Genomic DNA, 14,758 nt, shown 5'->3' on the forward strand with positions numbered 1-14,758 from the left:
ACTGCCCGCCTGAACACGTTTCGACACGCTGAGTAAAGTGGCGCTCGTTCAATTTAGCGAGCCGAAACGTGTTCGCTTGGACTGCCAGCTCCGCTTGCTACGCTAAGACAACTATCCGGAACCCCACCGGATAATTGTCTTAGCTAGGCAATGCTCACTAGCAACCCGTCCGCGCTCACACTCTAAAAAAACTTGCCACCCCCAAAATTTCCGTTATAATAATAAATCGTACTAAACTTTAAGTTTACTAATACAAAACAAGCACCTAAGGAGGTGACGTCATGGATATCGGTCAGCGCATTCGTAACTTACGGATGCAAAAACAATTGACGCAAGAAGAACTCGGTGAACGTACCGATCTTTCAAAAGGTTACATTTCTCAATTGGAACATAATCAATCTTCGCCCTCGATGGAAACATTTTTCTCGATTCTAGCGGTCTTGGGTGAAACGCCGGCTAACTTTTTTAAACCGGAAGCACCGACGCACAAGATTGTTTATCATCCAGCAGAACAAACGACTTATGACGATGAAACATTAGGCTATCAATTAAAATGGTTAGTACCTGCTTCTAACGAAAATGCATTAGAACCCGTCACCATTACCCTAGCCCCTAAAGGATGTTTCAAACCCTTTGAGCCGTCGCCAGCCGAAACCTTTATTACGGTTCAAGCTGGCACGTTAACATTACATCTGGGGGCACAACACTACACCGCAACGGCTGGCGATACACTGTATTTTCACGCCACGAAAAAACATCAAATCAATAATGCGGGGACTGGTCCATGCACGTTTACCTTAGTGACGACCGAGTCCTACCTATAGTAACTGGGATATCCAGTTTTAAAAGGAGGGGTTAAAATTGGCGGTCAATACACAACCAATTATTCGTTTAACCAATGTATGTAAAAGTTATGGGGATCATCAAATCCTGAAAAATATCAATCTTGAGCTCGAAGCAGGTAAGTTCTATACCTTACTAGGACCGTCCGGTTGTGGGAAAACCACGATTTTACGGACGATTGCTGGCTTTACTGATGCTACCGCCGGACAAGTGATGTTTGATGGGCAAGTGATTAATGACCTCCCTGCTAACCAGCGGCAGGTCAATACGGTCTTTCAAGATTACGCCCTCTTTCCACATCTCAATGTGGCGGAAAACGTCGGCTTTGGACTCAAGCTACATAAAGTTGCCAAAGCTGAAATCGATCAACGGGTGCAACAAGCCCTCGCCCTCGTGCAATTAGCCGATTTCGGCGATCGTGAAATCAGTGAGATTTCTGGTGGGCAACAACAACGCGTCGCCATCGCCCGGGCATTAGTGATGCAACCAAAAGTCCTCTTATTAGATGAACCTCTATCGGCGCTTGATGCAAAGCTACGTAAAGATATGCAATATGAATTACGCGACTTGCAACAACGATTAGGGATCACTTTCTTGTTTGTCACTCATGACCAAGAAGAAGCGCTCGCCATGAGTGATGAAATCTTCGTGATGAATAATGGCGAAATCTTACAAGGTGGTACTCCGGTTGATATTTACGATGAACCGATCAATCACTTTGTGGCAAACTTCATCGGTGAAAGTAATATCATCCCCGGCAATATGTTGCAAGACTATGAAGTTGAATTCGTCGGCAAGCGCTTTGAATGTGCCGATGCTGGGATGCGTCCTAATGAAGCCGTCGAAATCGTCTTGCGGCCAGAAGATTTAGATATCGTCGCCGCTGACCAAGGCAAACTCGTGGTCACGGTTGATTCACAACTCTTCCGCGGCAACTACTTTGAAATCGTTGCTTATGATAATGACCACAATGAATGGCTCGTCCATTCAACTAATCCGGCTGATGAAGGCACGCCAATTGGGTTAACCTTTGACCCACAAGACATCCACGTCATGCGGTTACACGAATCTGAAGCAGCCTTTGATGCGCGGCTTGAACGCTACGAAGATGATTAGGGGGTGACTGATTTGCAACGAAAACAACGTTTGACGCGTAGTACCGCTTATTTTATCCCGTACACTTTGTGGATTTTGTTATTTGTGATTGCCCCGGTCTTATTATTGATTTATCAGTCATTCTTTAATATCGATGGTCAATTTACTTTCGCCAATTATCAGACTTACTTTGCTTCTAGCACTTATCTCATGATGACCGTGAATTCCGTTTGGTATGCCTTTTTAATTACCTTGGCGACTTTATTGATCAGTTATCCCACGGCTTATTTATTGAATGAAACCAAACATCCACAACTTTGGTTACTATTGATCATTATGCCAACTTGGATTAACTTATTGCTCAAAGCCTATGCGTTTATTGGCATCTTTAGTCAGGCCGGGATCGCCAATCAGTTCTTGAGTTTTATCGGCATCGGCCCCAAACAGTTATTATTCACGAACTTTAGTTTTATCTTTGTCGCCGCCTATATCCAGATTCCATTTATGGTGTTGCCAATTTATAACTCAATCAGTGAACTAAAACCGTCGTATATCAATGCTAGTCGTGATTTAGGCGCGACCAACTGGCAAACATTTAGTCGCGTAATTTTTCCGTTGACGTTGCCCGGGGTTAAAGCCGGGATTCAAGCCGTCTTTATCCCATCACTATCGCTCTTTATGTTGACGCGTTTAATCGGTGGCAACAAAGTGATCACGCTAGGGACTGCGATTGAAGAACACTTCTTAACTACGATGAACTGGGGCATGGGTTCCACGATTGGGGTCGTCTTAATCGTCGCCATGGTGATTATCATGTGGTTGACCGGTGGTCGTAAGCCCCGCTCACGAAAGGGGTTGACGAAATGAAGACCCGTTTTAAATGGCGTAACTTATATCTGTGGTTAGTCTTTATCATCTTATACGCTCCGATTATCTTTTTGATTGTTTATTCGTTCAGTCAAGGGACCACCATGAATAACTTCCACGGCTTTACTTGGTCACATTATCAAGATTTATTCGCAGATAGTCGCTTGATTGCAATTTTCTTAGATACGTTGTTAATTGCCCTTTTATCATCCTTACTTGCAACAACGATTGGCACTTTAGGTGCTTTAGGCATCAATAATACGACCCGGCCGGTAACCAAAAGCACGTTACTTGCCTTGAATAATATCCTAATGGTCTCACCCGACGTGATTATCGGGGCCAGCTTTTTGATTTTCTTTACAGCTTTGAAAATTCCCTTAGGGTTTGGGTCGGTCTTATTGAGTCATATCGCCTTTTCAATTCCGATTGTGGTGTTGATGGTCTTGCCAAAGATTCAAGAAATGGGTACTAGTCTATTGGATGCGGCCGCTGACTTGGGCGCCAACAACTGGCAATTATTGAGTCAAGTCATCGTGCCATATATCATGCCTGGTATCTTCTCGGGCTTCTTTATGGCCTTGACCTACTCATTAGATGACTTTGCGGTAACCTTTTTCGTCACTGGTAATGGTTTTACGACTTTGTCTGTCGAAATTTACTCCCGCGCACGCCAAGGCATCAACCTAGAAATCAACGCGCTATCTGGCTTGATGTTCTTGTTGGCCTTAGTCTTGGTCATTGGTTATTACTTTATTAATCAATATAGTAGTCAACATCGTAAGGCAGTTAGGGGGCGGCGCGGATGAAAAAGCTCTTTAGCGCCATCATTGGCTTACTGTTAGTTTGCGGGCTGCTTGCATTTGGCGCTCACAGTTTGCAGACGAGTTCCGGCAGCACTGGTAAAAAAGTCTTGAATTTATATACTTGGGGTGATTACATTGATCCCAGCTTGTTGACCAAGTTTCAAAAGCAAACTGGCTACCACGTTAACGTCGAAACCTTCGACAGTAACGAAGCGATGTTCACCAAAATCAAACAAGGTGGCACTAGCTATGATTTAACCGTTCCGAGTGACTACATGATCGAAAAGATGAAAGCTGCCCATTTATTATTACCGTTAAATAAAAAGCGGCTGACCGGCATGCAAAATTATGATGCTCGCTTTATGAACTTGGCGTTTGACCGTCACAACAAGTATTCCGTGCCTTACTTCTGGGGGACTTTAGGGATTATCTATAACGATAAGTATGTCAAACCGGGTAGTATCAAGCATTGGAACGACTTGTGGACGAAAAAGTACAGCAATAACATCATGTTGATCGACAGTGCGCGTGATGTCATGGGGTTTGCCCTAGCGTCAATGAATCAATCCATGAACACGACTGATCCAGCGACTTTATTGGCGGCCAGAAATAAGCTCAATCGCCTATCACCGAATGTTAAAGCCGTCGTCGCTGACGAAATCAAAATGTACATGATTCAAAACGAAGCCGCAGTGGCCGTTGACTGGTCTGGTGAAGCGTCTGAAATGTTGGCTGGCAACTCACATTTACATTATGTCGTGCCGTCTGAAGGCAGTAACTTGTGGTTTGATAACTTAGTCATTCCCAAGACCGCTAAGCATTTCAATGCCATTTATGCGTTCTTGAACTTCATGAGTGAGCCCAAAAACGCCGCGCAAAATGCCGAATATATTGGCTATGCCACGCCTAACGCCAAAGCGAAGGCGTTATTACCTAAAGCGGTGCGTAACGACCGTCAATTTTATCCTGACAATCGGACCATCAGTCACTTACAAATCTATCAAGATTTATCACCAGCTAAAGTTGGCTTATATAATGATCGTTATCTTGAATTCAAGATGCATCACTAATTAAGTCGACCGTATCTCCAACTAATAAGGTCTCTCAACGTGAGACCTTATTTTTGTACCTTCAATCCGCTCCCTGGCCAACGACGATGCTGATAGCTTAGTTCATAAACTTGTTTTGACAGCAGTTTGATCAGCGCTTTAGCGGTCAGGCATGCTACACTTAGATTATTAGACTAAGGAGAAAACTTCGATGAAAACTTTTAAACGCGGTTGGGGTGCCGCCGTATTGCTCTTTATTTTGGTCCCCGTCATGATGTTTGCCGCCGCTTGGTTCGTCAAATTAACCGGCTTATCTAGCCAAGTTTCTGGGCCGTTACAAGACGGTATCGTGCTGTTAGGTGCTTGGACGTATAATCGCTTCTTTGCTAAGGTCCCGATCCACTGGGGACACGTCCACCATTTAGGTGACCAATTGCGCTTAGCAGTCCCCGCTTTGATTCTAGTGGGCTTGCTGGCAACCGCTAAACTCGTGCAATTATTCCAAACCCCATTTCAACCTTTGATGATTTTCTACCTCTGTTACGTCATCTTGATTGGCTTAACTGAAGAATTCGTCTTTCGTGGGGTCTTGATTCCATTGTTAGCACGTTCTTTACCGGGGAAGACATTAACCGTCATCATTTTGGATAGTGCTTTATTTGGTGGCTTGCATCTGATCAATACGACCCAAATCTCATGGACTTATGTCCTGCCACAAATTTTATTCGCCATGGCTTTAGGCACATTCTTCGCTGGCCTTTACGTCAGCACCAACAACCTAATGTTGCCGATTATTTTGCACGCGGTGACCGATGTGTCGTTGATTACCCAATTGATCAATCATCCGACTAATTGGAATAACTTCAACATTTCAACTTCGGCCTCAATGGCCGTCTCAGCATTTTACTTCATCATCTTGGTCATCGCGATTCTAGTCGTCAAAAACCAAGTCCGTGGCATTACCATTCAAACTGAATTAAAGTCCTAACAAAAACGTCGATTGACCAAACTGGTCAACCGGCGCTTTTTAGGCTCACAGTGCTGATAACACAAAGAACTTGACTAGACTGATTACAACTAAACTCAAGGTGCCCCATAAACTCAAGCGACTCATCCAATCGGTTGCTGCCGTATCAGGAAATAACAAGAAGTGCCCGTTCAACAACACTAGCGCACTAAAAGCTAAGCCCCCGACTAGCCAACGATTAAAACTGAGACAGGTCACCCCTAACCAAATGCCGACCATCAATAAAAAGAACCGTTGCAGTCGTTTATAAGTTGTCGCGCGCATCAGCACCATCCCCTTGGTACTTTGAGTTTAACCGCACGTCCTGCCAACTGACCAGCCGCAAACCTTGGTTACTTAACTGGCCGTTCAATACCTTGTTGCACATGAGCGGCTACTAGCGATAAGTCTTCAAATAAGACTTGCCGCTGTCCGGGCGTCAACTGATCAGTGACCAAGTCAGCACACCACTGCTCATACGCGTGTAATTCCGGATAAAGGGCTTCGCCGGCTTTAGTCGGATACAAGCAGCGGACCTTCTTATTATCTGGATGGGTCGTTTTGACCACATAGCCTTTTTTGATCAGATTTTGGACGGCACGATAATTCGTCGTACGATCCATCTTCATCTGGTCGGCCAGTTGACTGAAAAATAGGCCGGGTTGTTCACAAATTCGAATCAAATAAATAAATTGATTATTATTGAGACCATATTGGGCAAAGCGTTGATTACCTTCGTTCATAATCACCCGTGAAATCGTCCCCATTAATCTTAAGGTTGGAATCATCGCATAACGCTCCTATTTTTGATTGCATATGCAATCATTAAGTGATAGACTTAAAAACATTCGAAAGGAAGTGCTCCTAATGTGGCAAATTAAACGGTTTGCAGATCTAACGACCACTGAATTATACGCTATTTATCACTTGCGCGTCAAAACGTTCGTCGTTGAACAAAATCGGGTCTACCAAGAAGTCGACGAAATCGACCAACAAGCCATTCATATTTTTAAAGTGCTTGATCATAAAATTGTTGCATATGCACGTGTTTTTCAAGAAGGTGACCATTTATCGTTTGGTCGGGTCGTCGTCGATCAAATGCTGCGCGGTCAGCACTTGGGTGCCGACTTGATGGACCACGTCTTGGCGGTAGCCCATGACCAGTTCCCACAAGAAACCATTCAAATCGAAGCCCAGATTCAAGTTCAAGACTTTTACAAACGCTATCAGTTTCAACCTGTTGGGGCGCCTTTCTTATTCAACCACACCCCTCATATTAAAATGATCAAATAAACGGACCAGCACCTCACCTCGAGATGCCGATCCGCTTTTTGATTGTTGCTAATTTAAACCCTTGTTTTCGCCCCACACATCTGTAAAAAAAGAACGCGGCAAGTTGCACGCGTTCTTCAAGTTTCATTTAACTTATTTTGTCACTGGGGCCTTTTTCGTCAAGCGGGCCACATCACGCACAATCATTAACTCTTCGTTCGTAGGGACAACTAACACATCAACGGGTGCGCCATCTTGATTGATGATTTGTTCCTTACCATGAACGTTATTCTTGGCATCGTCAACCGTGATGCCAAAGTAGCCTAATTGATCAGCAATCTTGGCGCGCATCGCAACTGAGTTTTCACCAACCCCAGCCGTAAAGGCAATCGCATCAACGCCGCCCATTTCGGCAATGTAACTCCCAACATACTTCACAACGCGGTTCGCAAAAATATCTAATGCCAATTGAGCTAACCGGTTCGTATCTTTGGCTTCATCTAAGTCACGCATATCAGGTGACAAGCCTGAAATACCTAGTAACCCTGACTTATTGTTCAAAATATCAATAAAGTCCTGCACATCTGAGATGCCTAAATGCCGCATCAAGAATGGAATCAAGGACGCATCGATATCCCCTGACCGGGTACTCATCGTGATCCCAGCTAGTGGGGTAAAGCCCATCGAGGTATCCACCGCCTTGCCGTGGTCAAAAGCGGTAATGGATGCCCCTGACCCTAGATGTAAGGTGATCAACTTCATGTCATTTAAGTCTTTGCCCAAAATTTCAGCTGTCCGGTGCGCAACATAACGATGACTCGTGCCATGGGCGCCATATTTTCGGGCCCCAAATTGCTTGTAATAGTCATAAGGGATGCTGTATAAGTAGTTCACTTCTGGCATCGTTGCATACAACGACGTATCAAAGACAGCCACTTGAACTGTTTTTGGTAACAGTTGTTGGAAGACTTCGATATAGTAAGCTTGCGTCGGGTTATGTAATGGCGCATATTCCGATAAGTCTTTGATTTGCTTCAAAGTCGTTGGGGTAATGATGACGGAATCCTTAAAGTTTTCCCCACCAGCCACGATCCGGTGACCGATCCCGGTAATTTCACTCAAATGCGTCAAAATACCGTCACTCTTTAACCGCGTTAAGACCATCGCAGCCGCTTCTTGGGCATCGATTTGATCTCTAGTTTCAGACTGCTTTTCACCGCCAGCCTTTTGGATAACGAACTTTGATTGTGGTAACCCTAAGCGATCGACCATCCCGGATGCGATCACTTCTTCTTCTGGTAAACTAAATAACTTCCACTTTAACGTTGAACTACCAGCGTTAATTGCTAAAACTTTTGCCATTTTCTTTCCCTCCATTTTCTCGCGTGCTTACTGTAAGTGTAACCAATATTGAATGCGCTTTCAAGGACTGAATGAAAAAGCTTGTCTTTTTCTTGAAAGCGGCTTCATTTTCATTAAAAATCAACTGATTTTGCACGCATATCATTTTATTCAATCGCCACAGCGGGCGTATAATAAAGGTAGTCAAAGATAAGGCGGTGAGTCATATGACCTCAAAATTCACTTGGACCTTGAGTCACCTTTTTGCCACGCTGTTACTCATTATCGGTAGTGGCTTGTTGCTTTGGACTCTTAGTACAAACTTCGGCACCCATTTGAGCGTTGACGCCACGGTGACCGCTGGTATGTTAGGTCTGGCCGGATTGGTCTTTTTACACCCCATTCCGTTTAATATCCTAGCACCGGCCATTGGGATTATCAGTTTAACGCTCGGTTACGCTACTTTTTATAGCACGGCTCATTCTTGGCTCAGTGCCAGTATCGCCGTCATCGTCATGGTAGCCATCTTAAGTTATGGTTTTAATCTCCGACGGGCCTTACGCCAACGCCACAACCAATGGCCAGCTTAATCTTGTTGCAATCCCCCCAACGGTGGGCTGATAGCTTCCTATCACCTACCGCTTTTTTTGTGCCCGCATACAGACAAACTCGAACGTCTGTTTTATAATTAAAACCGATTTGTTTTTTACGGAAAGGAGGCCCCACCATGCCGACCAAAATCGGAATTCGCCAATTAGTCGAGTTCGTCTTACGCAAAGGCGATTTAATTGAAGTTAAGAATAGTCAAAATACGGCCCAACAAGGCGCAAAGATTCATCGCCAACTTCAAGGTACTCGTTCCGAAGCTTATCAAAGCGAAGTTTATCTAAAAAAGACGGTCACCATGAATGGGGCCGACTACGTGATTGCGGGACGCGCTGACGGGATCCAAACCACTGATGACGGGATTTTGATTGAGGAAATCAAGACTTCCGACCAAGCCTTTGAAGACTTAACTGATAATACCCGGGACTTATACTGGGGCCAAGTCAAAGTCTATGGTTATTTGTGCTTACAAGATCATCCCGAACTGGACCAAATCACCTTACAACTAACTTATGACCAAGTTGATGTTGAAAAAATCACGATCACTAAACACGTGCTGACACGGGCCGAACTCGACACCTTTTTTAAAGACCTGATTACGGAATACGAGTATTGGTTGACGTTACGGGCGGATTTGCGGGTCCGACGCAACCAGTCGATCACTGATTTGCCATTTCCATTTCCAGCATATCGGGCCGGTCAACGTGACTTAGCGGTCGCTGTTTATAAAACGATCCGGCTCAAAAAGCGGCTCTTCGTCGAAGCCCCAACTGGAACTGGCAAGACGATTTCAACGTTATTTCCGGCTATTAAAGCCTTAGGCGAAGACGAAATCGAACGACTCTTTTACTTGACCGCCAAACAAAGTACCCGTCATGTCGCCGAAGAAGGCATCGCCTTAATGAGTCGAGACGGCTTACGCTTAAAAAGCATCACCCTAACGGCTAAAGATCAAATTCGCTTCCCAGAAGAACAAGCGGTGCCACCAGAAGAAAATCCCTTTATGATTGGTTACTATGACCGCTTAAAACCGGCTTTGAAGGATCTGTTAACTAATGAGGACCAACTAACTAGACCCGTGATCGAGCAATACGCGCGCAAGCACACGGTCGATCCATTTGAATTTTCACTCGACGCGTCCTTATTTTGTGATGTCGTCATTTGCGATTATAACTACCTATTTGATCCCCTGGTTTACTTACAACGCTTCTTTAGTGAAAGTGACGATGACAACTTTTTCTTGATCGATGAAGTCCACAATCTCGTCAGTCGGGCCCGGGATATGTATTCAGCGACAATCAACGATCAGCCGATCGCCCCGTTACTGAAGTTAGCCAAACCCGACAAGTCACAAGCAAGCGACGACTTACAACAAGCGCTCAAAAAAGTCCGCCGTAGCTTTAATCGCTTACGCCGGGTCTTAACGGATGATGGCAAAACCGAATTACTCGCACCAGAGCCACCCGAAAGTTTGCTGCGAACGTTACGCAACTTTAACGAATTCATGGGTGATTGGTTGGCTAAACAAGCCCCATCGCCATTATTAGACGCCGCCAGAGCTTATTTTTTTGATTGTCTGACTTTTGTTAAGATTGGTGATCTCTATGATGGCAGTTATCAGACACGGATCGTCTCAGACGGGCATCATGTAACGGTCAAAGAATTGTGCTTAGATCCCAGTGATTTCTTGAATCGTTCTTTAGAGCTAGGCGCTGGGGCAGTGTTATTTTCCGCCACCTTATCACCTATGTCGTATTATCAGACGGTCTTAGGTGGGACGGCTAACAGCTTGGCGTATCAGTTGCCATCACCATTTCCACCTAAGCATCAAGCGATTTTAGTCACGCAATATGTCCAGACGACCTATCACGAGCGCCCGCATAATGAGGCCGCAATCGTCGCCAGTTTGAACGCCTTAGTCAGCGCAAAGACTGGTAATTATTTGGTTTTCTTACCCTCATATGGTTATTTGACCCAAATTAAAGCAGCCTTTGAAACGGCCTATCCAGCAATTGCGACTACCGTCCAAGCTGCCGCGATGGATGCGCAAGCACGGCAGGACTTCTTGGATCAATTTCAGGCCAATACTAATCAAACGTTGGTCGGCTTTTGCGTGTTAGGCGGCATCTTTTCAGAAGGCATCGACTTACGGGGGGATCGCTTAATTGGCGTAGCCATCGTTAGCGTCGGCTTACCGGGCATCAACCCAGAAACGAACTTGATTCGCGACTACTATGACCACGAAAATGGCCAAGGCTTTGCTTACGCGTATCAACTGCCCGGGATGAACAACGTCTTGCAAGCCGCGGGCCGGTTGATTCGCAGTAGTCATGATACCGGGATCGTCTTATTACTTGATCAGCGCTTTGCCAGTCGGCGCTACACAGACTTGTTTCCACCCCACTGGCAATATTACCAAACGATCCAATCAGTGCCGCAGTTGACGGCCACGATTCAAAACTTTTGGCACCAATTAGCGGAGGCTCCAGATGAAAACGAAACTCACAAAACAACTTGAAAGTACCCTCTACCAGTATTGCCTTGAACAAGGCGCCTACGTCGTTGAAGAAGTCTCGATGCCGGACAAACAAGGCATCGTGGATACGTTAAGTTACCAACAATTACCCGATGGCCAATTAGAATGGCGTTGTTACGAATTGAAAGTCACTAAGGCTGACTTTCATTCCAAAGCCAAGCTCTCTTTTATCGGTAACTACAATTACTTCGTCTTACCCCAAGCACTCTATACCGAAGTTGCTGCTGAAATTCCAGATCATATCGGCGTCTTGATTTATCGGGCCTTTGATCAAAAGGCGATGGACTTGGCACCTCAAGCTTTGCGGGCACCTGGATTTTTAACTGTCGCAAAAAAAGCCCAGCGTCAAGATTTACAAGTCGACGAAACGGCCTTAACCAGTCACTTTGTGGCCTCACTATTTCGCGAAGTCGATAAAGCTAAACGCGTCCAAAAAGGCCTACAGCTCTACACGGACGACCAATTATTTAAAGCCCTCAAGAAACGTTCCCAAGTCGGTTATGACGTCTATGACCCCGACCACAACTTATACGACCGGTTTGTCGCTGATCTGCAAACGGATGCCGTTGACGCTTTGCAAGCTGAACTTGATGCACGTAATGCTGAATATCAAGCCTTACAACTGAAATATCGGGCGCACGTTCATCCTAATCTGGAGGACCAAATTTGACAACTTATTATCCCTATTTACGCGGCCGGATGTATGACTTACTGGCCCTCAAAGCGCTCGCCGAGCAACAACAGCTAGGGCCACATATCGTGCCAATTATCGAACCAGTCCGCGACTCTAAAGAATTACTGGCCACGGTCAACGCGTTAATCGCCGCCCAGCAACCGTTCAGTGTGATCACCAATCCACAAGTCAGTGTGTATGGTTTAAATGATACTAAGTTATATCCACTACCTGATTTAACGGCGGTGCCGTTCTTTCACCCTAGCGCCATTTTAGCCGCCGACTTTAGTACGACTTTTTTAACCACGGGTTCCCACCAGACCAGCCTCTTAATTGCGCCCAACTATGCGTTACTGGCAGCCTATCACCAGAGTCGCATCTTACAACAAGTCAGTGGCATCTTGATTCCAGATGAAGCCCGTTTGCGCGCACTTGCTGGGCCACGGGCCATTAGTCTGACGGATCCAATGCCATTCTTAAAACATGTCGAAGACTACGGGCAATTGACGGATGAATTCTTTGCGCCCGCTAACTGGGCTTACCAACTCAATGGGCAGCGCGGTTTTGGCGATTATTCAATGGTTGGCCAACCCTACTTCGACAAAGGCTGGGCGTCACGAGCCATCGCGATTCATCTCATTTATGTCACCGCCGATGGTAGTTTGCGACTGCATCACTTTGTCTCCGATAGTAATGCGTCGATGCGCGGTCAAAAGCAAAAGTTCTTCGAAGCCTTGCACAAACTCACAACTTGGGCACCAGACCATTTACACGGTCTTAATGCCACGCCGGCGTTAGCGACCTTATTGGCTTATGCCACCCAAGATAAATTTCCAGGGTTAGGCAACGTCAAAAAATTGTCGTTGATGCATCACTTTCAATTAATGCACCGCTTACTAGCCTTAGATACGACACCAACCGATTGACAGCGCTTAATGTGCTATACTTGAGCTCTACATAGAGGAGGAGTTTTTATGGCTTCAGCATTCAGAGAAACATGGGATTATTTTAAAGATGATTGGCTCACACATCATTCAAAAGTCACGACGACTTATGATGGCGTCTGGCTTCAAAGCGGTAAACACGACCACATCGTGTTAGGTTTGACTGATGACACTAAAACAACTTTGGGTACCATCACGGCTATCACCTATCCTAGTAATCAGACCAGCTTGCAAGCTGGTGCTGTCTTGGCCACCTTGACGGGAACCCAAGCCACCATCACGCTTAAAGTTCCAGTCGGTGGAACTGTCATCGGTTATAATACCGACTTGCAAGCCCAACCCGACCAAAGCAATCACCAAAAAATGGCCAAGAACTGGTTGGTCGAATTGCAAGGTGATTAATTCTTAAGTCCATTAATTACTAAAAATAAGTCAATTTAAAACGATGTAATCGGTTGCAAGTCCAATGAATACAATCATATTTATGAGAATGTTCGTTGACCGCAACAGACTACTAAGCCGCTCACCGTGCAAAACGCACGGTGGGCGGCTTTTTTGTAAAGCGCGGTCTACCGCGCTTACGCGTTAATTTTAATAATAATTAAATGAATTTATTAACCGATTATCTCATCTTTTCCAGTGAGTCGACCTGATTTCGGCTTTAAATATTACGGAATATTACAAGAAATCCCTTATATTACAAAAAGCCACCAATTTCGTAAAATAACTGCTATTCGTTTGTCACACTGCCCAGTTATACTAGTCCCAGATAAGTTGCTTAGCGAGCAATTCGGGGGCTAAGCAAAAAATTCGGAAATTAAAAAAACAGGAGTGTACATTACTTTGAAAATTAAGAGTGCCTTATTATCAACCGTTGCAGCGGCGTCTGGTCTTTTAGCTTTAGGAGCAACTGCTAACGCAGCTACTGTCACAGTTAAAAGCGGCGACACTGTTTCTAAGATTGCGCGTACCCACAAGACAACCATTTCTGCCATTGAAAAAGCTAACCATTTAAAAAACGTTAACTTGATCTATGTTGGTCAACAATTGACCGTTAATGGTGACAGTGACACTACTAGTGCAACAACTAGTACCACGCAAGCTAGTGCCAACACAACCACGACTCAAGCGACAACGAACACGACTAGCCAAAGCACGACGACTGCCAGTGCAACTAATAGTTCTGACAGCTCAGCTAAAGCTTGGATCGCCAACAAAGAATCTGGTGGCTCATACAGTGCCCGCAACGGCCAATATATTGGGAAATACCAATTAAGTTCATCTTACTTAAACGGTGATTACTCTGCTGCCAACCAAGAAAAAGTTGCCAATAGTTATGTCGCTTCACGTTATGGGTCATGGTCAGCGGCCAAAGCTCACTGGGAAGCAAACGGCTGGTACTAAACTTAAATCGAATGCACTAAAAGCAACGCGTTGGCGTTGCTTTTTATTTGGCCTTTTTTAGGTCGACTACTTGGACTATCGATATGGTTGCGACAATTGTAGGTGGTCGTCGCCGGCCAGCTAGTCTCGCTCAAATCTTTTTCATAATCCTTACAAATCCACTAATAATCAGCTTAATCGGTCCTTTTGCTTAACTATCGTTACCCAATTTTATGAAAAAAGCCCCAAAAATGTTACAAAAGATTACAGAAACTACCGTTTATTACATTTGACCTTTCAAAACGTAATCTCCTATTTATTGCCTTGCAACACTCACCCG

Annotated in this window: 16 protein-coding genes; 13 read left to right on the top strand and 3 right to left on the bottom strand. The window is 45.0% G+C overall.

Annotated elements, in window-relative coordinates; all coding sequences use genetic code 11:
• Positions 1 to 281 precede the first annotated feature (281 nt).
• From FFM75_RS00565 to FFM75_RS00590, 6 genes are all read left to right on the top strand, one after another.
• Positions 282 to 824, top strand: coding sequence for a helix-turn-helix domain-containing protein (locus tag FFM75_RS00565; protein WP_137627243.1), 543 nt, complete (start codon positions 282 to 284; stop codon positions 822 to 824).
• Positions 825 to 861: 37 nt separating this feature from the next.
• Positions 862 to 1,959 carry an ABC transporter ATP-binding protein gene (locus FFM75_RS00570; protein WP_137627244.1) on the top strand — a complete coding sequence of 366 codons (1,098 nt, stop codon included), beginning with the start codon at positions 862 to 864 and terminating at the stop codon, positions 1,957 to 1,959.
• A 12-nt stretch (positions 1,960 to 1,971) separates the two neighbouring features.
• A complete protein-coding gene (locus FFM75_RS00575) occupies positions 1,972 to 2,805 on the top strand; it encodes an ABC transporter permease (protein ID WP_137627245.1) in 834 nt (277 codons plus the stop codon).
• Positions 2,802 to 3,611: an ABC transporter permease gene (locus FFM75_RS00580; RefSeq protein ID WP_137627246.1), complete on the top strand. Its 810-nt coding sequence runs from the start codon at positions 2,802 to 2,804 to the stop codon at positions 3,609 to 3,611. Before FFM75_RS00575 ends, FFM75_RS00580 begins: the two co-directional genes overlap by 4 nt.
• Complete coding sequence (locus tag FFM75_RS00585) at positions 3,608 to 4,678, top strand: ABC transporter substrate-binding protein (RefSeq protein ID WP_137627247.1); 1,071 nt, start codon at positions 3,608 to 3,610, stop codon at positions 4,676 to 4,678. The genes FFM75_RS00580 and FFM75_RS00585 overlap by 4 nt, the downstream gene beginning before the upstream one ends.
• A 190-nt stretch (positions 4,679 to 4,868) precedes the next feature.
• Positions 4,869 to 5,645 carry a CPBP family intramembrane glutamic endopeptidase gene (locus tag FFM75_RS00590; protein ID WP_137627248.1) on the top strand — a complete coding sequence of 259 codons (777 nt, stop codon included), beginning with the start codon at positions 4,869 to 4,871 and terminating at the stop codon, positions 5,643 to 5,645.
• A gap of 45 nt (positions 5,646 to 5,690) precedes the next feature.
• On the opposite strand, the gene FFM75_RS00595 is transcribed toward FFM75_RS00590, so the two are convergent.
• Both FFM75_RS00595 and FFM75_RS00600 read right to left on the bottom strand, forming a co-directional pair.
• Entirely contained in the window at positions 5,691 to 5,948 is a 258-nt protein-coding gene (locus FFM75_RS00595) for a hypothetical protein (protein ID WP_137627249.1), read from the bottom strand.
• Positions 5,949 to 6,016: 68 nt separating this feature from the next.
• A complete protein-coding gene (locus tag FFM75_RS00600) occupies positions 6,017 to 6,451 on the bottom strand; it encodes a MarR family winged helix-turn-helix transcriptional regulator (RefSeq protein ID WP_137627250.1) in 435 nt (144 codons plus the stop codon).
• A 79-nt stretch (positions 6,452 to 6,530) separates the two neighbouring features.
• Between FFM75_RS00600 and FFM75_RS00605 the strand changes: the two genes are divergently transcribed.
• Complete coding sequence (locus FFM75_RS00605) at positions 6,531 to 6,956, top strand: GNAT family N-acetyltransferase (RefSeq protein ID WP_137627251.1); 426 nt, start codon at positions 6,531 to 6,533, stop codon at positions 6,954 to 6,956.
• 132 nt (positions 6,957 to 7,088) lie between these two features.
• Here FFM75_RS00605 and FFM75_RS00610 read toward each other — a convergent pair whose 3' ends face one another.
• Entirely contained in the window at positions 7,089 to 8,297 is a 1,209-nt protein-coding gene (locus FFM75_RS00610; protein ID WP_137627252.1) for an acetate/propionate family kinase, read from the bottom strand.
• A gap of 206 nt (positions 8,298 to 8,503) precedes the next feature.
• On the opposite strand from FFM75_RS00610, the gene FFM75_RS00615 reads away from it, so the two are divergent.
• From FFM75_RS00615 to apf, 6 genes are all read left to right on the top strand, one after another.
• Positions 8,504 to 8,866 (top strand): hypothetical protein, encoded by a 363-nt coding sequence (locus FFM75_RS00615; protein ID WP_137627253.1) that lies wholly within the window; start codon positions 8,504 to 8,506, stop codon positions 8,864 to 8,866.
• 137 nt (positions 8,867 to 9,003) lie between these two features.
• Positions 9,004 to 11,400 (top strand): ATP-dependent DNA helicase, encoded by a 2,397-nt coding sequence (locus tag FFM75_RS00620; protein ID WP_137627254.1) that lies wholly within the window; start codon positions 9,004 to 9,006, stop codon positions 11,398 to 11,400.
• Positions 11,372 to 12,088 carry a hypothetical protein gene (locus tag FFM75_RS00625; protein ID WP_137627255.1) on the top strand — a complete coding sequence of 239 codons (717 nt, stop codon included), beginning with the start codon at positions 11,372 to 11,374 and terminating at the stop codon, positions 12,086 to 12,088. The genes FFM75_RS00620 and FFM75_RS00625 overlap by 29 nt, the downstream gene beginning before the upstream one ends.
• Entirely contained in the window at positions 12,085 to 13,017 is a 933-nt protein-coding gene (locus FFM75_RS00630) for a sce7725 family protein (protein WP_137627256.1), read from the top strand. Before FFM75_RS00625 ends, FFM75_RS00630 begins: the two co-directional genes overlap by 4 nt.
• A 48-nt stretch (positions 13,018 to 13,065) precedes the next feature.
• A complete protein-coding gene (locus FFM75_RS00635) occupies positions 13,066 to 13,437 on the top strand; it encodes a biotin/lipoyl attachment domain-containing protein (RefSeq protein WP_137627257.1) in 372 nt (123 codons plus the stop codon).
• 441 nt (positions 13,438 to 13,878) lie between these two features.
• Positions 13,879 to 14,439 (top strand): aggregation-promoting factor, encoded by a 561-nt coding sequence (apf, locus tag FFM75_RS00640; RefSeq protein WP_137627258.1) that lies wholly within the window; start codon positions 13,879 to 13,881, stop codon positions 14,437 to 14,439.
• Positions 14,440 to 14,758 lie beyond the last annotated feature (319 nt).

This window comes from Lactiplantibacillus daowaiensis, from assembly GCF_005405085.1.
Taxonomy (GTDB): domain Bacteria; phylum Bacillota; class Bacilli; order Lactobacillales; family Lactobacillaceae; genus Lactiplantibacillus; species Lactiplantibacillus daowaiensis.